Origin of the sequence: Streptomyces sirii (assembly GCF_045690365.1) — a bacterium.
In the GTDB taxonomy this organism is placed as follows: Bacteria; Actinomycetota; Actinomycetes; order Streptomycetales; family Streptomycetaceae; genus Streptomyces; species Streptomyces sirii.
The window spans coordinates 291,598-313,873 of record NZ_CP147982.1 but is presented as its reverse complement, the minus strand read 5'-3'; the positions used below and the strand labels follow the sequence as shown (position 1 = coordinate 313,873).

13 protein-coding genes and 2 pseudogenes are annotated in these 22,276 nt (G+C 69.9%); 7 read left to right on the top strand and 8 right to left on the bottom strand.

The genetic code is table 11. The annotated features are described in order from the left end of the window. Positions 1–48 precede the first annotated feature (48 nt). The 3 genes from WAB15_RS01510 to WAB15_RS01500 are packed head-to-tail and all read right to left on the bottom strand — an operon-like array spanning position 49 to position 2,881. Positions 49–1,365, bottom strand: coding sequence for a wax ester/triacylglycerol synthase domain-containing protein (locus WAB15_RS01510; protein ID WP_407284979.1), 1,317 nt, complete (start codon positions 1,363–1,365; stop codon positions 49–51). A 44-nt stretch (positions 1,366–1,409) separates the two neighbouring features. Beyond that, positions 1,410–2,630, bottom strand: coding sequence for a beta-ketoacyl-[acyl-carrier-protein] synthase family protein (locus tag WAB15_RS01505; protein ID WP_407284978.1), 1,221 nt, complete (start codon positions 2,628–2,630; stop codon positions 1,410–1,412). Beyond that, a complete protein-coding gene (locus WAB15_RS01500; protein WP_407284977.1) occupies positions 2,627–2,881 on the bottom strand; it encodes an acyl carrier protein in 255 nt (84 codons plus the stop codon). The genes WAB15_RS01505 and WAB15_RS01500 overlap by 4 nt, the downstream gene beginning before the upstream one ends. 828 nt (positions 2,882–3,709) lie before the next feature. Here WAB15_RS01500 and WAB15_RS01495 point away from each other — a divergent pair. Both WAB15_RS01495 and WAB15_RS01490 read left to right on the top strand, forming a co-directional pair. Then, entirely contained in the window at positions 3,710–4,012 is a 303-nt protein-coding gene (locus WAB15_RS01495) for a hypothetical protein (RefSeq protein WP_407284976.1), read from the top strand. Positions 4,013–4,021: 9 nt separating this feature from the next. Then, entirely contained in the window at positions 4,022–6,919 is a 2,898-nt protein-coding gene (locus WAB15_RS01490; protein WP_407284975.1) for a TIR domain-containing protein, read from the top strand. 418 nt (positions 6,920–7,337) lie between these two features. Here WAB15_RS01490 and WAB15_RS01485 read toward each other — a convergent pair. Then, a pseudogene (locus WAB15_RS01485) lies at positions 7,338–7,631 on the bottom strand (PAS domain-containing protein); the annotation flags it as partial. Positions 7,632–8,049: 418 nt separating this feature from the next. On the opposite strand from WAB15_RS01485, the gene WAB15_RS01480 reads away from it, so the two are divergent. The 3 genes from WAB15_RS01480 (at position 8,050) to WAB15_RS01470 (ending at position 10,061) form a co-directional block, all read left to right on the top strand. Then, a complete protein-coding gene (locus WAB15_RS01480) occupies positions 8,050–9,180 on the top strand; it encodes a glutamate--cysteine ligase (RefSeq protein ID WP_407284974.1) in 1,131 nt (376 codons plus the stop codon). 221 nt (positions 9,181–9,401) lie between these two features. Continuing rightward, positions 9,402–9,656, top strand: coding sequence for a hypothetical protein (locus WAB15_RS01475; RefSeq protein ID WP_407284973.1), 255 nt, complete (start codon positions 9,402–9,404; stop codon positions 9,654–9,656). Positions 9,657–9,662: 6 nt separating this feature from the next. Beyond that, positions 9,663–10,061, top strand: coding sequence for a hypothetical protein (locus WAB15_RS01470; RefSeq protein WP_407284972.1), 399 nt, complete (start codon positions 9,663–9,665; stop codon positions 10,059–10,061). Positions 10,062–10,297: 236 nt separating this feature from the next. Here WAB15_RS01470 and WAB15_RS01465 read toward each other — a convergent pair whose 3' ends face one another. Then, positions 10,298–10,747: a hypothetical protein gene (locus tag WAB15_RS01465; RefSeq protein ID WP_407284971.1), complete on the bottom strand. Its 450-nt coding sequence runs from the start codon at positions 10,745–10,747 to the stop codon at positions 10,298–10,300. 154 nt (positions 10,748–10,901) lie between these two features. Between WAB15_RS01465 and WAB15_RS01460 the strand changes: the two genes are divergently transcribed. Continuing rightward, positions 10,902–11,654, top strand: coding sequence for a GNAT family N-acetyltransferase (locus WAB15_RS01460; RefSeq protein ID WP_407284970.1), 753 nt, complete (start codon positions 10,902–10,904; stop codon positions 11,652–11,654). A gap of 13 nt (positions 11,655–11,667) precedes the next feature. Next, complete coding sequence (locus WAB15_RS01455) at positions 11,668–19,182, top strand: SDR family NAD(P)-dependent oxidoreductase (protein ID WP_407284969.1); 7,515 nt, start codon at positions 11,668–11,670, stop codon at positions 19,180–19,182. A 723-nt stretch (positions 19,183–19,905) separates the two neighbouring features. Here WAB15_RS01455 and WAB15_RS01450 read toward each other — a convergent pair. The 3 genes and pseudogenes from WAB15_RS01450 to WAB15_RS01440 form a co-directional block, all read right to left on the bottom strand. Next, on the bottom strand, positions 19,906–20,316 hold the full coding sequence (locus WAB15_RS01450; protein WP_407284968.1) for a hypothetical protein: 411 nt from the start codon (positions 20,314–20,316) through the stop codon (positions 19,906–19,908). A 268-nt stretch (positions 20,317–20,584) separates the two neighbouring features. Next, entirely contained in the window at positions 20,585–21,577 is a 993-nt protein-coding gene (locus WAB15_RS01445; RefSeq protein ID WP_407284967.1) for a D-cysteine desulfhydrase family protein, read from the bottom strand. A gap of 459 nt (positions 21,578–22,036) precedes the next feature. Continuing rightward, a pseudogene (locus WAB15_RS01440) lies at positions 22,037–22,237 on the bottom strand (hypothetical protein); the annotation flags it as partial. Positions 22,238–22,276 lie beyond the last annotated feature (39 nt).

Genomic DNA, 22,276 nt, shown 5'->3' with positions numbered 1-22,276 from the left:
TCGGGTGGGCGGGGGAGGGGAGGAAACGCTGCGCGGTCATGGTCGGGCCTATTCGGGGACCTGCTGGGCGACCAGTCCGCGTTGGCCTTCGAGGTCGGTGAGGGCGGTTGTCCAACGCCGCGCCAGGTGGTCGACCCCGGGCAGTGCCGCGTCCGCGACGAACGCCACATGAGCACTGCTGCCGAGGCTCGAGAGGGTGCTGAAACAGAGATGCCCGGGCAGCAGGCTGGGGATGACGAACGCGTCGATCACAGGGGCACCACCGAAAGCCAGGCGCTTGGGGTAGACGACCCGGGAGGTGACCATGGCGGTGTGCCGGGGGTGCAGGAGGTGACGTACCGACCACCGGCCGACGGGTCCGGGAACAAGATCGAGCAGATGGCGCATCGCAGCGCGGTACTCCGGCATGCGGATACGCGATGCCGCGTCCGTACGGCTATGCGCGGCCACGCCGCCCGTCGTGCCCTGGCTACCAGTACAGATGTCCTTGAGGTCCGACAGCCTGACCCGGGCCATGCCGAGCTTGTTGCCCAGGCCCGTCTCGGTCTCACCGCGCAGTCGTGTGTCGAGAGGGACACAGGTGTGCAGCTGCCCTTGGCCGACCCCTTCGTCGCTCACCCATGCCCCCACGGCGACGGCGGTCACGGCCAAGTACACGTCGTTGATGCTGCGCCCGGTAGCGCCCGCGAGGGCATGCAGCCTCCGCAGGTCGACTTCGGCCTGAACGACGGCCCGCGCGCCCGGAGATCCGGGAACGAGGCCGGCGACACGTCCGGCCGGGAGGAACGCCAGGGCAAGGTCCCCGACGACTCGGGCCGCCGCCGACAGAGACAGCCGGTCGCGCTTCGGCGGTTCGATGCCGTCGAGACCGCGCGTGCCGAAGAGCGCGCGCACGCTGTACAAGGCCGCGGACGCGTCCTGGAAACCATGATGGGAGCGGTAGCACAGGGCATATTCGTCGTCGGCGTAGCCGTGCACCAGCCACACGCCCCAGCGCGGACCGTGCGGTGGCAGATCCTGTTCGAGCATGGCTTGCAGGAGCAGGTCGCGCCCGCCGGACCGGTCCGCGAGCGCGATCTCGTGAACATGGGCGCAGGGGTCCGCCGCGGTGACTTGGCGCCAACGTCTGCCGTGGGCGATGTGGGCGAGCGCCGGTAGAGCCGCGGCCTGCCGGGCGACATGATCACGTACCGCGGCCAGGGAGGGGGCGCCTCCCTCGAACAGCAGCACGTGGGTGTTGTGCAGGTGGGAATCGCGCGTGGCCCGCCTCGCGAGCTGGTCGAAGGCTACGTCGACAGGATTGCGGCGCGGACCCGAACGGGAGCCGAGGACGGGGTGGGTGGGCGTGGCGAAGAGGGGACGCATGATGTCCAGTCGAAATCCGAGGTCGGGTAGGTACGTCGAGGCGCTCAGCCGCCGGCAATGACCAGGACGGCGTTCTGCCCGCCGAATCCCATGGAATGGGTCACCGCCAACGCGACCTTCGTGGGCGTGGACCTGGCGGCGATCTGCACCGTCACGCTCGGGTCCGGTTGCCGCAGGTTCGCCGTGGGCGGGACCATCGCGTGCTCGACGGCCAGGACCGTATAGGCCGCCTCGGCGGCACCGGCCGCACCGAGCAGATGGCCGGTCACGCCTTTGGTGGAGGCCACCAACGGGGCACCGGTGTATACGCGGCTCATCACCGAAGCTTCAAGGCGGTCGTTGGCCGGGGTGGATGTGCCGTGGGCGTTGACATGATTCACGTCCCGGGGGTCGGCGTCCGCGTCCCTCAGCGCCGCCGTGATCGCGGCTTCCAGCCCCCGGCCGTGCGGTTCGGGTGCCGTGACATGGTGCCCGTCCGCCGTCGCGCCGTAGCCCACCAGACGGGACCTGATCCTGGCGCCGCGGGCAGTGGCGTGGTCCATGCGTTCCAGTACCAAGATCGCCGCGCCTTCGGCTGCGACGAATCCGTCGCGTTCCACGTCGAACGGACTCGATGCGTGGCGAGGATCGCAGACGCGCCGGGACAGGGCACCCATGCGGGAGAAGCCCGCGATGGTCATCGGGGTGAGGGGCGCTTCGCAGGCGCCTGCGATCACCACATCACAACGCTCCAGCAGCAACAGATCCCGCGCTGTGCCGAGTGCCGTGGCACCGGACGCGCACGCGGTGGACACGACGAGGTTGGGCCCGTGCGCGCCGCAGTCCATCGCGACCACCCCAGCTGCCATGTTCGGCAGTTGCCGCGGGTGGAGAAGAGGTGAGACCTCGTCCACGCCGACGTCGAGAAAAGCCCGGTGCTCCTGCTCGAACGTACCGACCCCACCGTGCCCGGTGCCCAGCACCACTCCCACCCGTGGACGCGTCCACGAACCGGGATCCAGACCTGCGTCGGTGATGGCCTCGCGAGCCGCGACCAGCGCGAACTGTGTCGCGCGGTCCAAGCGGTGCGACAGTCGGCCACCGAGCCTGGCCTCGGCGTCGAAGTCCGGCACCCGGCACGAGATCCGGACGGGCAGGTCATCGAGCGTGGGATCGAACGCGCCAGTACCACGGCCGGCGCACACAGCCGTCCAGTTGGTTTCCACGCCGATGCCCGCAGGCGTGACGAGGCCCAGGCCGGTCACAGCCACATCACGAGAAGTCACCGGCTCGATGCCCCCCGCGCCTCCATGAGCGCGACGATGTCGCTCAGAGTCGCTGCCGCGAACAAGTCCGTTGCCGGTACGTGGAGGTCACAGCGCTTGGCCAAAGCCGTGGACAGTTCCACCACGTCCAGCGAGTCGAGGTTCAGATCGAGGCATGACGCCCCTGGCTCAACCTCTTCGGCCGGCAACCGCAGCTTGTCGACCAAAATGCTCCGCAGCTGCATAAAAAGAAGATCACGCTGTTCGCTCACAACATCATCAACGACGTGTAGGCGGCCGGGACACGCGCTTTCCCGGCGGCGCGCGACGCCGGGGGCCGGCTGCGTGCCGTATGGACCGAAGCGCCGCGGCCCGGCCGACGGGCGCGGGTGGCCGTCCTCATCACCCCTATGAGAGGTAGGGCCGACCGCGGCCCCGGCCTCCCTACCCGGCGCAGAGGCCACCACCAGGATGTGGTCGCCGGGGACGATTTGCCCTGTGGTCCACAGGAGCTCAATGCCCGCGCGGGGTCGGAGGGGGCCCGTATGGCCCGTGGTGCGGGTGAATGCCCACGTACCCTGTTCCGGGGTGACGCCCGGCGGGTCGATGAAGCCCGCGGCCTCCAGAAGGAACCGGGCTCCCGCCGAATCGGTCGGGCCAGCTGGTGTTCATCCAGGTCGATGTCGCAACGCGCCCACGTTCAACTGCGGCCACCAGGCCTCCACGTATCCCCAGCAGGTGGACGTGTGCGACGGCTCGTCATCCCCGGAAGCGCCCAGGCGCGTCGCCGTGCTCCTCGGCGCCGAGGAGAAGGCGCGGTCCCTTCTGCTGCCCCTCGTTGAGGCTCAAGCGCATCTTCACGTGGAACGGCGCACGCTTCGAGCGAGCGGCAGGGTCGTAAGACGTGCCTGGGGGAGGGGTGAGGGGCCTCTCCTTCGAGCACCGCCGCACGACCAGGCGTTCCCCCCGGACCACATATATCTTTGTCCGCGCATGGCCGAAGTCACCCTGGTCCCAGGAGGCTTCACGGGACACCTGGATCGCCTTCTGCGATCATGTGGCTTTCGGTAGCCGAGAGGGTGGACCATCGGACGGGGGCAATGGCTGCATACGAGGCCTTTTCGGTGCTCTTCAGGGCGGCCGACGGCAACTCCCTGGAAGATCAACGGCGTTATCTGCCGGCGACCAAGTGCCAGATGGGCGCGCTCGTCGCCGCGGCCGCGCTGAGCGTGTTCAGCCGGCACGTCAACGGGGTGGATGTCGTCGCCGCCGCGTTCGTGGTGGCGACGATGTCCTCCTGCGCCCAATGGCCGGTCACCGAGGCGGAATGGGCAACCTTTGCGGCGAACGCGGAGGGCGTCGTCTCGCGTGAGCACACCCTGTGGCGCCCTTCCCACATGTGAGGCAACACGATGCCGTCTGCCAACACCGCGACCCGATACGCCTACGACGCCTTCCTCTCCTACAGTCACGGGGCCGACGCCAAGGTGGCCCCGGCCGTGCACAGAGGGCTGAGCCGCCTGGCCAAGCCGTGGAACCGGCCGCGCGCCCTGCGGATCTTCCGCGACCAGGCATCCTTGGAAGCCAGTCCGGACCTGTGGGCCACCATCGAGGCCAAGCTGAGCGCGAGCCGCCATCTCGTCCTGCTCGCCTCGCCGCAGGCCGCCCGCTCCCGCTGGGTGGCCCGGGAGATCGCCTACTGGAAGCAGCACCGCGAGCCCGCCACCTTGCTCATCGTGCTCACCAGCGGCGCGATCCACTGGGACCACACCGCACGGAACTTCGACCGGACACGTACCACCGCCCTGCCGCCCGAGGTGTTCGGGTGGTTTGAGGCCGAACCCCTGTGGGTCGACCTGACCTGGGCCGGCAGCGAGGTCGAACTGACCCTGGACCACGCCCGGTTCCGCCAGGACATCGGCACCCTGGCGGCGTCCCTGCACGGAGTGAGCAAGGACGAACTCGACAGCGAGGAGGCACGCCAGCACGCCAGGACGGTCGGCGTGCGGCGCGGGCTGACATGGGGCCTGGTCTTCTTCCTCGTCGCCTCGCTCGTCTTCGGCGTCATGGCGCAGACACGTGGTGACGAGGCCGAGCGCCAGCGCAAAGAGGCGGACGGGCAACGGCGGGTGGCCACAGTGCGCGCGCTGCTCGCCGAATCGGAGAACCGCCTGGTGGACGACCCGCGCACCGCCGTCCGCCTCGGGCTGACCGCGTACAGCGTGCGCCCCAGCACGGAAACCCGCGCCGCCCTTGTCGACGTACTGCAACGCACGCCGTACGCGGGCGCATCGCGCGGGCCGGACGACGTCGGCCAGTTCGTCAGGCGGCTCTCGGACGACGCCGGCGTTCTGGCCACTGCGGGCGACGGCACGCTCAGGCTCTGGGACATCTCACAGCCCGGGCAGCGCCGCCTGCTGCACCGCCTCACACCGCCGCCCGGGGATGTCGAACACATCGCCTTCAGCCGAGACGGACACACCCTCTTCGTGGCGGCCACCAAGGGCCACGCCCTGTGGGACATCGCCAAGCCCGCCAAGCCGCGGCCGCTACCGGGCCTGCCCGGCGCGACGGGCCTGGACGGCGGCGGGTTCGGCGACGGCGACCGGACGCTGGCCACCGTTCGCGACGGCAAGGGGAACAGCGGCCGGATGGACCTGTGGGACGTGGCAGACCCGGACCGGCCACGCCGTCTCGCCTCGGTGACCGGTGTCTACGATGCCAAGGACGTCGAGATGAGCCCCGACGGCAAGACCGTCGTGAGCGCCACCGGCAAGATCACTTTCGACGAGGCGGACACCGGGAAGATCACCATTGAGCACGGCAGCGGGATGACCGTGTGGGACACCTCCGACCCGGCCCGTCCGCGCCGCCTGGGGCGCCAGGACGCCTGGGAGGGGGCCCTCGCCTTCAGCCCCGACAGCCGCACCCTGATCAGTAGCCACGCCAGGACCGCCTACGTCTGGCGCATCCGCCCCTCCCGCGCACCGCAACTGCTCAGCAGACTCCGCGGCCACCGGGGCGCTGTGACCGACGCCGGCTTCCGACCCGACGGCAAGGCGGCGGTCACGCTCGACAGTGAGGGAAGCGCGGTGCGCTGGGACCTGGCACGCCTCGACAAGCCGCGTTCCCGGGGAATGCTGCGCGACGGCGATCTGGGTCCCGGAGAGGACGTCGCCTTCACGCCTGACAGCCGGTATATCCGAGAAGTCGACAGCCGCGATGCGGTCGCCAGCTGGCGCACGGACTCCGAGCCCGGTCCGTGGCAACGCGCCCGGACGGTCGCCGACCCGGTGGCCGTGGCGGCCGTGGCGATCTCCCCGGACGGGCGCACGGCGGCGACCGCGGGCACGCGCGCCCTGGTGCTGTGGGACATCACCGACCCCGACCGGCCCCGTCAACTCTCCGTCCTGCGCGGCTTCTCCGAGAGTATGACGGACGTGGCGTTCTCGGCGGACGGCCGCTACCTGGCCGGAGGCGACGGCGCCAGCCGGGTCATCTTGTGGGACGCGTCGAACCGGCACCGCCCCCGCAAGACCGCCACCCTGCGCACCCGTGGCCCGGTGGCCTCGCTGGCCTTCAGCCCAGGTGCCCCGCTCCTGGTCACGTCCGGAAACCGACCCCGGTTCACCGGGGGTATCGAAGGCTGGGCGACGCTGTGGAACCTCAAGGGCGCACGGCCCGTGGAGACCCGCTCGTACACCCTCAAGAGCTACACCCACGCGAGCGTGGCATCGTTCAGTCCGGACGGCAGGCTGCTCGCGCTTCCGGGAGCCGGCAGCGGCCTGTTCGACATGAGCGACCCGAACCGGCCCCGTCACCTCAAGTGGGACCCGGTGGCGGTGCTCCAGCAGGACACGGCGTTCAGCGCCAAACGCAAGCTGCTGGCCGCCGGCGAAAGCGTCTACCGGGTCAACGGTACGTCCCTGTCCGAGCCCGTCATCGAGCTCCCCGATGCGCCCGGCCATGGGGGACGTGTGGCCTTTCACCCCGACGGCAACCTGCTGGCAGAGGCGGACGACCAGGGAACGGCGGTGCTGTGGGACATCGGTGATCTGCAACACCCGTACGCAGCCAGCGAGTTGCCACCTCTCGACGACAGCGTCGACGACGTGGCGTTCACTCCCGACGGCAGTACGCTGCTGACGGGCGGCGGCGACGGCACGCTGCGCCTGTGGGGCCTGGGCCCGCTGCCCGCCGCCGCCCACGACCCCAAGCGCCTGGCCTGCCAGGTGGCCGGCGGCGGCCTGGACCGCACGCAGTGGCTGCGGCACGCGCCGGGGCTGGCCTACCAAGACCTGTGCCGCTGACGCATCCTGGACACCGAGATCCATGCTGCCCACACGGCCTCGATGACGAGCACCCGGCGTGCCGGCTCGGCGGGTGCGCAGCATCAGACGGCACGGGTGTTCCTCGCCGTCGCGAAGGAACGTGAGCCGAATGCGGATGTCGCATGCCTCGGCCGCCAGGGCGGGCTGTGCGGAGATGCTGCCATTGGTGCGGTTGCCGCTGCCGGCGAGCCCGTAGGCGCCGCCCCAGTCCAGGTACTCGTTGCCGATGTCGTCCACGGCCTCAAGGGCCAGGAGAACCGGAGTCTCCTCGGCTGCGTCCGGCAGGGGCGGGGCGATCGTGCAGTGGAGGGTGAAGGAGTCGTCCCGCCGTTGTAGTCGGTGGACGGACAGCTCGTGCGCGCCGTTGAGGATCTTCGCCGAGGCGAGGGGAAGGGGGCCGGACGGGGAACGCCCCGGCCCACCGCTCCCCGGTTCCCATGACCTCGGCGAACAGCTCGATCAACAGATCCCAGTGCTGTTCGTGAACGAGTAGCGGCGCAGCGTACTGCCCGAGCGCCTCCTCAGCGGGATAGCCGAACAGCTCCTCGGCCTCCGGGCTCCACAACGCGATCCGCCCATCGGCATCCAGCAGCACCGCGGCAACGCCAAGAAGGTCCATCAGCCCACTCGGCAGCGACGACCGATCCTCCGGCTGACCGGTGCCAGCCGGACGCCCATCGGCTGCGCTCACGGGGCACTCCTTCCATGCGCCGGACCACAAGGGCCTACGCTCGCGCCAGCCCGTGGCCCTGCCCCGTACCTTTGGAGTGCATTGGCTTCCATGGTCCACCATGGAGCGGCCGACCGCGCACGCAATGGACCAAGGTGCCCCCCGCCCCTTTCCCGACTTGATTCTTCGAATCCCGTGGTGCGGTCCGCCCGGGCACACGCGTCGGGCTGAGCCCGGCCCGGCCAGGAGTGGCCAGGCAGCTCAAGGGACGGAGGTGGCCGGGTGAGGTCGGGAATGCGTCATTCGTGTCCACCGAATCGCCCTGGGACTTACCGTGAGAGCCGTTTTGTCGTGCTGCGGGTTTGCAGAGGCTGGAGGCGGCGTGCGGGATTCCTACGCAACGAGTGCGGGGGTCCGAGCGGGGCAAGGGCAGCTGACAGTGGGGGTGGAGGAGGAGTTCGTCCTGGCGGACGCGGTGACGCGCGAAGCGGCGCTCGTCGCGGAGGCAGTGGTGGAGGCGGCCGGCCGGCTGGCAGGGGACGGGCATGTGGTGGGCGAGATGGCGCTGGCGCAGCTGGAGACGGTCAGCGGTGTGTGCTCGGACGCACGTCAGCTGCGTACCGAGGTGATGCGGCTGCGCCGGTGTGCGGCCCGCGCCGCTCGGGATTCCGGCTGTCTGCTGGTGGCCTGCGGCACGGCCCCGCTGGGCGATCCCGGACCGCCGCCGATCCTCGACAAGCCGCGCTACCACGCGATCGCCACCCGTTTCGGGACACTTGTGGACCAGCAGTGCGCCAACGCTTGCCATGTGCACGTGGGCGTGCCGGATCTGGAGGAGGCCGTACAGGTGGTCAACCACCTGCGGCCGTGGATGCCGCTGCTGCTGGCGCTGACCGCGAACTCCCCCTTCTGCGGCGGCCGCGACACCGAACACGCCAGTTGGCGGGCGATGCTGTGGGGCCGGTGGCCGACCGCCGGCCCGCCGCCGTACCTGCGCTCGGTGGACCACTACGAGCAGGTTGTGGCGGCACTGGTGGACAGCGGTGCGGCGGTGGATCCGGCCATGTTGTACTGGTCCGTCCGACCCTCGCGGCATGTGCCCACCGTCGAGGTCAGGGTTGCCGATGTGCTGCCGGACACCGAGGACACGGTTGCCTACGCACTGCTGGTGCGCGCCATGGTAGCCGCGGCGCTGACCGACGTGCGCGAGGGAAGACCGGCCCTGCCGGTGGAGGACACCGTCCTTCGCGCGGCGACATGGCGCGCGGCCCGTGACGGCATGTCAGGCCAGGCGCTGACCTTACATTTGCCCGGCCCACACAGAAACATCCCGGTCTGGCATCTGGCCGAAGCCCTGATGGGGCACGTCCAGGGACATCTGCGAACAGCCGGCGACTTCGACACCGTGCGACGTTGGCTGTCGCGGCTGCGAAGGCACGGCACAGGCGCCGCACGGCAACGCGCTGTGTACGTGCGCACAGAACGGTTGGAGGACGTCGTCGACGCCCTGGCGGTCGCCGGCCCGGCCCACCAGGGCGCGGGTCAAGTGGGCTGCACCGTGCCCTCGTAACCCGCCCGCTCCTTCCGGTCAGGATGAGTTCGTGACCGTCCCCCGTCTCCCTGCGGCGGCGGGGGCGCTGCCCAGGCGTACATCGGCTGGCGCTTCGGCACGCTGATGACCCGTTACGTCATGGTGCAACTCTCGCCCTGGCCGTACTGTCGAAGCTGATTGTCTTCATTCTGCGTGGTGCGCGAGCGGCGCCGAATTACGAGCTGGCTCAAGTGTGGTCAGTGGCAGAGGCAGCCCTGCTGCTCGGAGCTTTCCGGGAAGCCGCGCACAAGCACACCACCCTGCCCGTCCTAGCCGCCGGTCTGGAACAAAGCGGCGGCCGGTACCTGGCGGACTTCGAGCCGGAGGAGGAGGCCGGGGAGCGCTTCGTGACCATGCTGGAGATCCCCGACGACGTCCCGGTCAGCAGAATGAGCAGTTGCGGTCACCCTCCGCCGCTGCTGTTTTGGGCCGGGCGACGCGACGGCGGCTTCTAGCCGTTCGTGGAGCAGTCCGCCCTGTGGACCGACCACAGCCCGAAGCGCTGCTGCATCACACGCGCTTCCGGAGGGCTGCTGCTGGACTGGGAACTCGCCGCGTTCGGCGACCCCTCCGACCTCGCCCGCCTCGCCGTGCGACTTCAACTGCCCGATCCCACCCAGGTACGTGCTCTCATCCGCCATCCGCATCCGCACCCGGCCGTGGCTCGCCGTACCGTCCTGTACTGGTGCATCCACCAGCTGGCCGACGCGGCACTCAGCACCTCCGCTCGTCCGCGGCAGGGCCAACACCCATCTGGCCTCCGGCATTCTCTGGGAAACGCGGATCCGTCGGAGGGCGCGCTGCCGGTGTACCGGACGGACAGGACCGCCAAGCACCACCGGGGCCGTTCAGCCGGCTGAAGAAGCCCGCCAAGGGGCCGAGCGGTCGCACTTGAAGAACCCGACCCGGGGCATGGAGTGGGTGGACGGTATGGGCGACAGTGGGGTGTGGATGGAGGGCGTCGCCCCGCGGAAGATCACCGACTTCGCAGGGGAGGCGGACGCCCCGCCGCTTCGGGACTATGTGGCGGACACCAATCCGACCTCAAGATCAATCTCCGCGCCAGCCACGGTTCCACGCCCAAGGCCCAGGTCCTTCAGACGCGGACGGGAGGTTCCTGCGGGCCCAGCGGGTACCAGATCCACCGCGCTTCACCCGATCCCCCTGAAGACGGCCATACGGAGAGGAGCTCGATCGATTCACCCGCCTGGATCGGCTCGACCGCCGATCCAGAGCCAGGAACAGACAGGTGCACGGTCGCTGCGGCTTCGTCCCTGTTGAACACCGCAGCCATAGCCTCTCGCCCAGCGGGGATGCTTTCCATGACGAGCCTGACGAGAACGATGCCCGGACCCTGCGTGCGGAAGATGGCGCCGCTTTCGCCGCTCTGCGGCGTCAATGCCTGGAGCAGCACCTTGTCCTGGACCAGCCCTTCCAGGGGCCCGCCGCGGAAGGTGGTCCGCCCGGCGATGCCGAGGTGGCCGACCTCCAAGTCGGGCCGCTCGACCATCACGACGGTGGTCAGCGTGTGCGTCTGGCCGGACACGGCGTGTGGTTCCCTCCGCGCGCCGTGCGCGCTTTTGCTCTGCGTGGAGCTTTCATGGGATCAGGCTGGCGCCGAGGGCCGGAGTCCGGAATATCTCCGGACGGGATCACGGCGCTTGGCGCGCGTTGCCGTGCCCTGAGACCGGAGGCCCCTCGTGTCCTCGCCCGAAGTTCCCGTCATCCCGCCCGCGGCGGGAACGTATCCCGCTTACACCCTTTCGCTGGCGCGGCACGAACGTGACGTGCTGGCCGCCCAACGGCTCCGCCACCTCGTGTTCGTGGAGGAGTTGGGTGCCGAGCTCGACATCGACGGCCTCGACGGGCACTGCGACCATCTGCTCGCCCATGAGGAAGGCACCGGAGCCCTGGTCGCCAGCTGTCGGCTGCTGTCACCAAAGGGCGCCTTGGCCGCTGGGCGTTGCTGCGCGGAGACGGACTTCGACCTCAGCGGACACAGAAGGCTCCGCGGCGATCTGGTGGAGATCAGCAGGGCCTGTATCCATCCGGACCATCGTGGCGGAACCCTCGTTCCGTTGATGACGCTCGGCGTCGCCCGCTACGTCGTCCGGACAGGGCATGAATGGGTTGGTGCGCACTGCCGGGTGCCGCTGGGGGACCGCGGCGAACTCGCATCGGCGGTGTGGCAGATGGTTGCGCCCCGGCACCTGTCGCCCGAGGAATACCGGGTCACTCCACGGGTTCCGCTGCGTCAGACGGGTGTCTGCGCCCCGCTGGACCCGCAGTTGATTCCGCCGCTGGTGAGCGGTGCCCTCTCGCTCGGCGCGTGGGTGTGCGGAGAGCCCGCTTACAGCCCGAGGCTAGGTACAGCCGCGCTGTATGTCCTGATGTCGATGCGTCGTGTCGATCCGTCGCATCTTCGACACCTCCCCGATGTCGCTTCCGCGTGAGATGGAGTCGTCCATGACGCCGCAGCCTCCCCATGCCGGTGTGCCCATTGCCGTGGTGGGTTCCGCCTGTCGGCTACCGGGTGGGATCACCACGCTGGACGGGCTGTGGTCCGCGCTCGTCGAGGGGCGGGATCTGGTGGGCGAGGTGCCGCCGGACCGGTTCGACCCGGCCCGCTGGCTCGACCCCACTCCGTGGCGCCCGGGGAAGTCGTACACCGTCGCGGGTGGCTTCCTCGACGACATCCACGGCTTCGACGCCGCGTACTTCGGCATGTCGCCGCGCGAGGCCGGACGCACGGACCCACAGCAGCGGCTCTTTCTGGAGATGGCGGTGGAGGCGCTGGACGACGCGGGCATCGCGGCGGCGTCGCTCGCCGGCTCCGACACCGCGGTGTACGCGGGGGTCTCCAGCCCGGCCTTCGGGGTGATGCAGGGACTGGAGGACCGGTCGACCGACGCCTACACGATGTCGGGTGGTGCCACCTCGAACGTAGCCAACCGTGTCTCCTACGTCCTGGACCTGCACGGCCCCAGCCTCGCCGTGGACACCGCCTGCTCTTCCGCGCTGGTCGCCTTGCACCACGCCTGCGAGGCGCTGCGCACGGGGCGCTGTGGGATGGCGTTGGCCGGTGGTGTCCATGTGCTGCTGAGTCCTTTCGAGTTCGTCGGGTTCGCGAAGGCGTCGATGCTCTCTCCGACCGGGCGGTGCCGTACGTTCTCGGCGGCGGCGGACGGCTATGTCCGGGCCGAGGGCGGTGGCCTGGCCATCCTGAAACCGCTGTCCCGTGCGCTGGCGGACGGCGACTGCGTGCACGCAGTCATCCTCGGCAGCGCCGTCAACACCGACGGGCGCACCCCAGGGCTGGCGCAACCCAGCGCGGAGGCCCAGGCGGCACTGCTGCGCGAGGTGTACGAGGCGGTGGGCGTCGAGGCCGACGACGTCACGTATCTGGAGATGCACGGGACCGGCACGCCGATGGGGGACCCCACGGAGTGCCGCGCCGTCGGGCAGGCCCTCGGCACCCGGCGGACACCAGGTCGCCTGCTCCCCGTGGGGTCGGTCAAGAGCCAGCTGGGCCACCTGGAACCGGCCTCCGGCATGGCGGGGCTGTTCAAGGCCATGTTGGTACTACGGCATGGGCAGGTGCCTGCCAACCTCCATGCCCTTCCGCTCAATCCGCAGATCGAATTCGATCAGCTGGGACTCGTCCCCGCCACCGAGATCCGCCCCCTGGAACGGCCGGCGGGCGGATGTGCCGTGGCCGGAGTGAACTCCTTCGGATTCGGCGGCGCGAACGCCCATGCCGTCCTCGCCGCGGGTCCCGAACAGGCCCGGCCCGCCGGTCGCTCCGCGGGTGCGGGTCCGCTGCCGGTCGTCGTATCGGCCCGCACCCCCGGCGCGGCGCTCACCGCGGCGCGCCGAATGGCTGAGCGGCTGGGCACCTGCGAGGAACGGGACTTCTACGACGTGGCGTACACCGCCTGCCGCAGGCGCGGTCACCACGAGCACCGGGCGGCCGTGCTGGCTGACAGCCCCGCCGAGGCGGCAACCCTCCTGCACCGGCTGGCCGATGGGGAGCAGCAGGTCGCGGGGGCGCTGGCGGCCGCCGCCGAGCGGGGGAGTGTCGCGCTGGCGTTCTCCGGCAACGGATCGCAGTGGCCCGGGATGGGGGCGGACCTGCTGGCGGCGGATCCGGTCTTCAGGGCGGCGGTGGCCGATGTGGACGACGCGCTGCGACCGCTGCTGGGCTGGTCGGTGCTGGAGGAACTGACCGCTGACGCCGGATCCCGGCGGCCGGAGACCACCGATGTCGCCCAGCCGCTCCTGTTCGCCGTTCAGGTGGGCGTGGTCGCGATGCTCAGGGCGCACGGCGTGCGGCCCGCCGGAGTGGTCGGACACAGCTCCGGTGAGATGGCTGCCGCATGGGCCGCGGGCGCGCTCGAACTGGACGCGGCGGCAAGGGTGGTGGTGGAGCGCTCCCGGGCACAGGCGACCACGGCCGGTGACTGGGGCATGGCGGCACTCGGCGCGGACGAGGAACGGGCCCGGTCGCTGCTGGAGCCGTACGCCGGGCGGCTGGAGATCGCCGGGGTGAACACCGCGCGGGACGTGACCGTCAGCGGAGACCGGGCCGCCCTTGCCGACCTGGGCCGAAGCCTTCAGCGGCACGGCGTCTACTTCCAGGACCTGGGCCTTGCGTACGCCTTCCACAGCCACGCCATGGACGGCCTGGAGGACGGCCTGCTGGCGGAGCTGGCCGGGCTGAAACCTCAGCGGGCGCATACGCCCTACGCCTCTGCCACCACCGGAACGGTACTGACCGGGCGGGAGATGGACGCCGGCTACTGGTGGCGCAACCTGCGCCACCCCGTGCTGTTCGCGGACGCCGTCGGACAGCTGAGGGAACGGGGCTGCGACGTCTTCGTCGACGTCGGACCGCATCCGGTGCTCAGCGGATACCTCCGTCGGCCGGCGTCCGGCCAGAAGCTCTCCTCCCCGGTCACCGTCGTGCCCACCCTGAGCCGGGACGTTCCCGGGCCGATCGCGATCCGCGCCGCGGTCGGCCATCTGCTGGCGGCGGGTGCTCAGGGCGACATGGACGTCTTCTTCCCGCAGGCCGGCCGGGTGGTGGATCTGCCCGCCTATCCCTGGGAGCGCGAGCGCCACTGGAACGGCGGCCCCAGCTCATGGGTGCGCCGCTGCGGCGACGGCACCATCGACCACCCCCTGCTCGGCGAACGCGCGGCCGTGGCCGAGCCCACCTGGCACGGTGCGTTCGACCCGGCCCGCGCTCCCTGGCTGGAAGGCCACCGGATCGCCGACGCCGTGCTCATGCCCGCCACCGGCTTCGCGGAGATGGCACTGGCCGCCGGCCGCCGGGCATGGGACACCGCAGTGGAGATCACCGATCTCACCATCCCCCACGCCCTGGTACTGCCCTTCGACGACGACCGGCAGGTCGAGGTCCAGACAACGCTGTCGACGGACGACGGGCTGGTCCGGATCGCCAGCCGTGGCGAGGGCACCGAAGCATGGCAGGAGCACGCCCGCGGACGAGCCCGCAGACTGCTCCAACCCCGGCCTGACCGCATCGACATCGACCGCATCGCGGCCGGGCTGGAAGAGCGCCGGACGACGGAGGAGTTCTACCGCGATCTCTCACGAGCGGGTGTCAGCTACGGGCCGGACTTCCTGGTGCTGAGCGAAGATCTGCTGACCGGCGGCGACCAGGCCCTGACCCGCTACACCACCGAGGCCGACCTGTCCGACTACGAGGCACACCCCGCTCTCCTGGACGGAGCCGTCCAGACCGGGCTCGTCCTGATCCGCGAGTTGGCCGTCCAGGGTGTTCCGCATCTGCCCGCGTCCATCGACCGGGTACGCGCCTGGCAGCCGCTGCCCGCCGCCGGCCACTTCCACGCCCGCCTCCGGGCCCGGTCCGCACGGGAGTCGCTGCTGGACCTCACCGTCCTCGACCCCGACGGCCTGGTGTGCCTGTCCCTGGAAGGCATCCGACTGCGGCGGGTCGACAAGCCCCATACCACCGGTCCGGTCCCCCATGTCACAGTGATGCGCGCGGCCTGCCGCCCCGACCAGGACCTCGGGCCCAGCCCACTTCCCAGCCCCCTCGACGTCGCGCGCGCATGCGGCCCCGCAGTGCATGAGCTGCGCTCGGCCGTACGCCGGAGCGAACGTGGCGAAGTCTTCGACGTGGCAAAGGAACTGGCAGCGCACTTCGGCGCGGCGGCCATCGCGAGCATGCTGCCCGATGCGGGAGCAGGCCCGTTCACCGTGGCGGATCTGATCGACGGGGGCGTGCCGGACCCGTACGCGAAGTTGCTCGGTGTGCTGTTGGACACGGCGCGATCCCACGGACTCGCCGTGTCGGACGGCCGAGGCGACGCTCGCCGATGGCAGATGGTCCGAACCCCCGCACCGTACGAGCGATTCCGCGAACTCACCCGACGGTGTCCGAGTCTCGCCGTGGAGCTCACCTTGCTGGGCACCTGTGGAGCGCAGCTGCCCGAGGTGCTGCGAGGCCACCGCGCCCCGGAGGACGTCCTGCTCACCGAAACCAACCGGGCTCTGCTGGAGGAGCTGCACACCGGGGGCGGCATGTCCTGGTTCGGCGCCCGGGCGGCCCGCGCGGCCTTGGCGGCCCTGGTCCGTACGTGGCCCGCCGACCGTCCCCTGCGCGTCCTGGAGGTCGGCGCGGGCAGCGGAGGCACCACCGCGCTCCTACTGCCCGCACTGCCGCCGGAGCGAACCCAGTACGTCTACAGCGACATCTCCGACAGCTTCTTCCCTCGGGCCCAACGGCGTTTCCAGAAGCATGACTTCGTCACCTATCGGACGCTGGACCTCGACCAGGACCCCGTCGAGCAGGGGCTGCCCGAGGCCGGCTTCGACATCGTGGTGGCCGGCCAGGCACTGCACGTCGTCGGCGATCTGCGCCGCTCACTCGACCACATCGGCCGACTCCTCGCGGACGGCGGTCACCTCCTCGCCACGGAGACCCACGACCCGGCCACCGCGGCCCTCCAGTACGGCCTCCTCCCCGGCTTCTGGCAGCAGCACGACAGCGACCTGCGGCCCAACGGGCCACTGCTGCCCGCCGGCGAATGGACACGCATCCTGACGCAAGCCGGCTACGGCGACGTCACCGCGCTGGGGCAGGAGCAACCGGCGCCGACCGGAGCCACCTCCCGGACGGAGCGGGGCGGAGACTCCTCATTGCTCCTCGCCCAGAGGCCGCACCGCACCGGTCCTACCCAGCCGGTCGGTCCGGCCGCATCCACCGAGGAGACGCGCGCCTGGATCATCGCCGCAGAGGACCCAGACGACCCGCTCGCGGACGCACTCGTCCCGCACCTCCACGCGAAAGACGACTCAGGGGTGTGCCGTGCCTCTCTCAGCACCGACCCCGCCGACTGGTCAGCCCTGTTGGACGACCGGCCCGGCGACATCGGCGTCGTCCTGCTTCTCGCCGAGAACACCGGCATCGAGTCCCGCCCGCGCCTGGACATGGAGCAGACGGTGCGCCGCCTCGCGACGCTGCGCGCCCTGGCCACCTCCGCCGCACGACGAAGCGATGTCGCCCTATGGCTGGTAACACCCCCGACCGGGGCGCTGCCGGCTCCCGAACGCCCCCTGGCCACCGAGTCCGCGACGGTATGGGGCGTGGGGCGCTGCCTCGCCACCGAGTACCCTCAACTGGCCGTCCGTCGCATCTCGTTGGAACGCGGGGACCGCCCGGATGCGGACGCCACGAGACTGGCCGCGGAACTCACCGACCCCACCGCCGAGGACGAGATCCTCCTCGCTGCCTCCGGCCGCTTCGTGCCCCGGATCCACGCACTGCCCGCCCTCACCACCTCCGAGCCGGCACCGGAAGGATCCTCCTTCGCCCTGCAGATGCGCGCCCCCGGGCGCGCCTACCAGCTGGCGTGGGTATCCGCCGAAGCACCTCGCCCGGGACCGGACGAGATCCTCGTCCGCGTCCACGCGGCCGCACTGAACTACCGCGATGTCCTGCAGAGCCTCGGACTGATCCCGCTGAGTGTGCCGAAAGTCGGCGGCACGCCGGGCACGGAGCAGGCCCTCGGCATGGAATGCGCCGGTGTGGTCACCGCCGTAGGCCCCCGCGTCACCGGCTTCGCCACCGGAGACCGGGTCTTCGGCTTCGGCACCGGCATGCTGGCCTCGCATGCCACTGTCCAGACCGCCTTGGCCGGTCACATTCCCCAGGGCATGGACTTCTGCCAGGCCGCGACGCTGCCCGCCGTGTATCTCACCGTCCACCACAGCCTGCACCGTCTCGCCCGCCTCGCGCCCGGCGAGACGGTCCTGGTGCACGGAGCTGCGGGCGGAGTGGGCCTGGCCGCACTTCAGTACGCGGCGCACGCGGGCGCCCACGTCATCGCGACGGCCGGAACCCCCGCCAAACGGGATCTGCTGCGCCTGCTCGGAGTCCGGCACGTCCTGGACTCACGCTCCTTGGAGTTCGCCCACCAAGTGAAGGACCTCACCGACGGTCAAGGCGTCGACGTCGTCCTCAACTCCCTGGCGGGCGAGGCCATCAGCCGGGGGTTGGAATCGCTGCGAAGCGGAGGGCGCTTCATCGAGCTGGGCAAACGCGACCTGTACGGCAACAGCCGCCTGCTGCTCCGTCCCTTCCTCAACAACCTCACACTGTCGGCAGTGGGCGACATCAACGAACTGCTCACCCACCACCCCGAGATCGCGAACGAGGAAGGGCCCGAGTTCGCCAAGCGGGTGCACGACGGCATCTACGGGCCCATCCTCCACCACGTCTATCCCGCCGACCGGATCACCGACGCGTTCGAGGCCCTCCAGCACTCACGCCACATCGGCAAGGTCGTCATTTCCCTCGACCCTCCACCGAGCCTGGAGAACCACCCCACACCGGCCACCATGGATCCTCAGGCCACCTATCTCGTCACTGGTGGCCTCAGCGGCTTCGGCGCCGCCACCGCCCACTGGCTGGCCCGGCACGGAGCGCGCCGACTGGCACTGGTCGGCAGGCGTGGCGCGGACACGCCCGAGGCCCCCGCGCTGCTCGACGCACTGCGCCAAGAAGGCGTACACGTCACCACCCATACCGCGGACGCCTCCGACATGACGGCCATGCGCGCGGTGCTGGACGCCGTCGACACCCGGGAAAACCCGCTGCGGGGCATCGTCCACGCCGCCGCGGTGTTCGACGACGCGCCCCTGGTGGATCTCACCGACGAACGCCTCCAGCAGGTTCTCAAGCCCAAGGCGGCGGGAGCAGCAGTCCTGGACGAACTGACCCGCGGCCGGGACCTCACGCTGTTCCTGCTGCACTCCTCGGTCACCGGGCTGGTCGGCAACCTCCACCAGAGCAACTACGTGGCAGCCAACGTGTTCCTGGAGGCCATGGCGCGGGCCCGCCGATGCGCGGGACGAGCGGCACTGGCCGTCGGCTGGGGAGCGATCGCCGACGTCGGCCACGTCGCACGGAACGACATGAACGGATATCTGCGGACCATCGGTCTGCCCCCGGTCCCCCCGGCCGACCTTCTCCAGCCGCTCGGCACACTCCTGGCCCGCGGCGACGATGTGGCCGTCCTGGCCGACATCGACTGGAGCCGCGCCCAGCGCCTGAGCCCGGCCGCCGCGGCCCCCCGCTTCTCCAGCGTCCTGCCCTCGGACCACGGCATCCGCCGGACAGACGACACACTGGCCCAGCAACTGGCCACTGCCACACCCGAGGCCGCCGTCGTCCTGCTCACCGATGTCATCACCCACGTCCTGGCGAACATCCTGCAGACGACCACCGACCGTCTGCCGGCCGACCGGTCGCTGACACAGCTCGGTTTCGACTCCCTCATGGGTGCAGAACTCATGAATGCCGTTCAGCAACAACTCGGCTGCGACCTCCCCATGCTGGAGATCGTCAACAGCACATCGATCAGCGACCTCGCCCGCCGCTGCCTCCATCGACTCGGCCGTACGCCCGGCAACGCCCTCGGAAACTCCTGAACGCAGCAGTTCTCCGCTTGGCTCTGTCGGGGATCTGGAGGTTCCAGGCGGGAGGGCATGGTCATCAGGCAGGATCGGTGGGGTTTCGCGGGTCGTTCGTCTTCGTTGAGGTGGGATCCCAGCTCCGGGGGAGAAACAAGCGCCAGCCGAAGTTCGCCTCGTAGGACGGGGTGAAGCGACCGCCCGCCCGTCCTGCGTTCTGCGGAAGGTGTGGCTCCAGCCGAGCCCAATCTGCGTCCGTACGATCACCTCGCCCCACACGGGACGAAACGATCCACCGCCAGGCCCGTCACGCGACTCGTCGGGCAGGCCCTAGTCATGAGCGCAGCTTGGCGGCTTCCTCGGACGCAGCGGCTGTCATCCCCGCGTGTGTTGCCGCCTGGTTGGCAGTGTCCCGTGCGTCGCAGGGCTGCGTTGGCGTACTTGCCGGCCGGGGGGTGCGACGACGGTCACCCACGGCCTGGCTGCTGCCCCCGAACTCCGTTGCTCGCAGGCATTCTTCATCCCGGAGGCTAGTGTGGTGCCGCAACTGGCACCGGGTCTCGTCCCCCCCCCGGACGCTGCGGGGGTCTGGACCACGGCGTTCCGCTCATAGCGTGTCCGGCTTCACACCAGTCATCTGGTCCGCTTCTCGCCCGCTCCGGATCTCTTCGCTGTGCGACTGCCCTGGCGATGCCCGTGGGCGGACGGACTCGCCGCCCACGGAACGTACATGACGTACCGTCAGCGTACGCGCACGGTCGCGACCTCCGAAGTCGTCAGTGGAGTGGGGTGCTTGGCATATGGGTTTGTCGCCCCGTACAGGACGCCCCGGAATTGAACGGTTCCGTGTCGCAGCGCCTTGACGTTGGCGTCGACCTTGGCCCCGGCGCCCGAGCTGAGAGCGTCCACCACCTTGCCGCACTTCACGGTGTGCCAGGGGCCACTCGTGGTCAGGCGCTGCTGGATGCAGGCCCGCTGATAGGGGTTCGCCTCGATTTCGATGCCATCGCCATAGTATCCTCCGGCGTTGACGTGGACGGCTTGCCCGACGCGTACCGAGTGCGGCGCTGCGGTGACCCAGATGCCGCCCTTGGCGAAGGCCGGTCCTGCAGCGGCCAGCCCGATCGACGCGACGCTCGCCAGCGTCACCACACGGGCAGCGCGCCTTATCTTCCGCATAACATCTCCTATCTACCAGTTGCGGCATTTATTCAGCCGCAGTTACCAGTTGAGAAGCAAAATCCCTCACGCCGGTGCCCCTTGATTATCAAATAAATGGCAAAAGGCTCTGCGTTGGCTTGCCCCTTCGGAACGCCGTTGGCTATTCAGGGCTCGCGTGACGCGAATCCGGTCTCCGCTGGCCGGCGGGACTGGTGAGGCCCACTGAGTACTGAATTCTGCCGGAGCTCTTGTTGCCGCGTCAGGCCGGTGCCGGCCCGGCGGACCCTGGCACCTTCCAGTGGGAGCTGTGGGAGTCGCCGAAAAGGCCAGGAAGTCCGCCGGTGTGCAAGAAGACCGTTGTCATTCCCGAAGTGATGCGTCCCTCGTGTACGGCTGCGATGAGTCCGGCCATGGCTTTACCTGTGTAGGTGGGGTCAAGGATGAGACCGGTGTGACGAGCGGTGTACCTGATGGCCTCCAGGCATGCGTCAGTGGGAATGCCGTAGCCCTCGCCGAGTTGGCTGTCGTCAAGCTGTACGCGGCCCCGTGGGGCGGGCGTCCCGGCCGTCTGTGCGGTTGCGTCGGCCAGGTCATGAACGCGGCCCGCGAGGTCCGTGAAGGGAGTGACGCGGATTCCCAGGACATGGTCGTGAGAGCCCAGGCCGGCAGCGAGGCCGGCCTGAGTGCCGCCGGAGCCGGTGGCGGTGACAACAAGTTGGACGCCGGGGAGCTGTTCCCGCAGTTCTCGGGCAGCATGCAGGTAGCCCTGGCAGCCCAGCGGGGAACTGCCGCCGAAGGGTATGGGGTAGGCGGGCTTACCTTCTGCGGTGAGTCGCGCAGCGGCTGCATGAACCGCCTGTTCGGCAGCATCGAGGGACAGGGGGCGGCCGGTCCACTCGACCGTGGCCCCCATCAGGTCGTCCAGGATGAGGTTGCCGCTGGGGCGCGTGGGCGGTTCGCCGGCGAGTATCAAGTGGCAGTCGAGGCCCAGGCGAGCCGCGGCCGCTGCGACGGAGCGTGCCAGATTGCTCTGCGGTCCACCCGTGGCCACGAGCGTCCGCCAGCCTTGAGAGGCGACACGGGCGCACAGGTACTCAAGCTTGCGTGCTTTGTTGCCGCCGCCGGACAGGCCCGTGAGGTCATCTCGCTTGACCCACAAAGAACCACGGCGCAGGCCGAGCCGCTCGCCGAGTCTGTCCAGCGGTTCCACAGGGGTGGCAAACGGCACGAAGCTGGTGTGCGCTACGGGCATGGGGCCCTCCAGGAGGTGGAGTGTCGTCGAGGTGGCTCAGCATGTCTTTCGAGGTTGCGGTCGTCGTCTTCGTCAGACGAGGTCCACACCAGGCGGTGAGAGCCGCGGCACAAGTGCCGGTATCCCTGACGCCGCAATGACAGCCAGGACCAAGGGAAGGGGGCGGCGTATGAGAGGTCACCTTCCCGTGTGCTGCTACGTGCACTGCCTGCACAGTTGCCGGTCGGCTCACTTGAGAGTGGTCGCTTCCGTAAAGCTGGTTCGCCTTGTGAGGCGCAGGAGAGGGGTATTTCCTCGGTCCGGACAGCGGACCGAGAGGGCTCTTTACCGGCCGGTTGGGGTGTTCCGGCCAACGGTGAGGAACCATAGCGAATGCTTCTAAGGCTCTTTCTTAGATTCCGGCTGCGGTCCTCTCCCTTCTGCTCGGGTGAGTTCTCGACGACCACGACGTCACCGATGCGACGGATTGCCCCAGTAGTTGCCGTGGAGGAAGGTGCCGGAGGCCGACAGTCGCATCGCGTGCGGCACGTCCGGGATGTTGTAGGCGTCCTTGCCGAAGCCGACCGTCGAGCCGTCCGTGCGGGTTTGCTGGAGCTTCTCCGAGATCACCATCTGGCCGTTGTAGGCCGGGTTCTGGGGGCTGCCGTCGCAGAACGGCATCGGGAGGGCGAGACCATATTCCGCGTAGGAGCGGGGATC

Bases quoted from the DNA above. Each gene is read 5' to 3' on its own strand.
- WAB15_RS01510 (WP_407284979.1), bottom strand. From the start codon at position 1,365: ATGCGTCCCCTCTTCGCCACGCCCACCCACCCCGTCCTCGGCTCCCGT.
- WAB15_RS01495 (WP_407284976.1), top strand. From the start codon at position 3,710: ATGGCTGCATACGAGGCCTTTTCGGTGCTCTTCAGGGCGGCCGACGGC.
- WAB15_RS01490 (WP_407284975.1), top strand. From the start codon at position 4,022: ATGCCGTCTGCCAACACCGCGACCCGATACGCCTACGACGCCTTCCTC.
- WAB15_RS01455 (WP_407284969.1), top strand. From the start codon at position 11,668: ATGACGCCGCAGCCTCCCCATGCCGGTGTGCCCATTGCCGTGGTGGGT.
- WAB15_RS01445 (WP_407284967.1), bottom strand. From the start codon at position 21,577: ATGCCCGTAGCGCACACCAGCTTCGTGCCGTTTGCCACCCCTGTGGAA.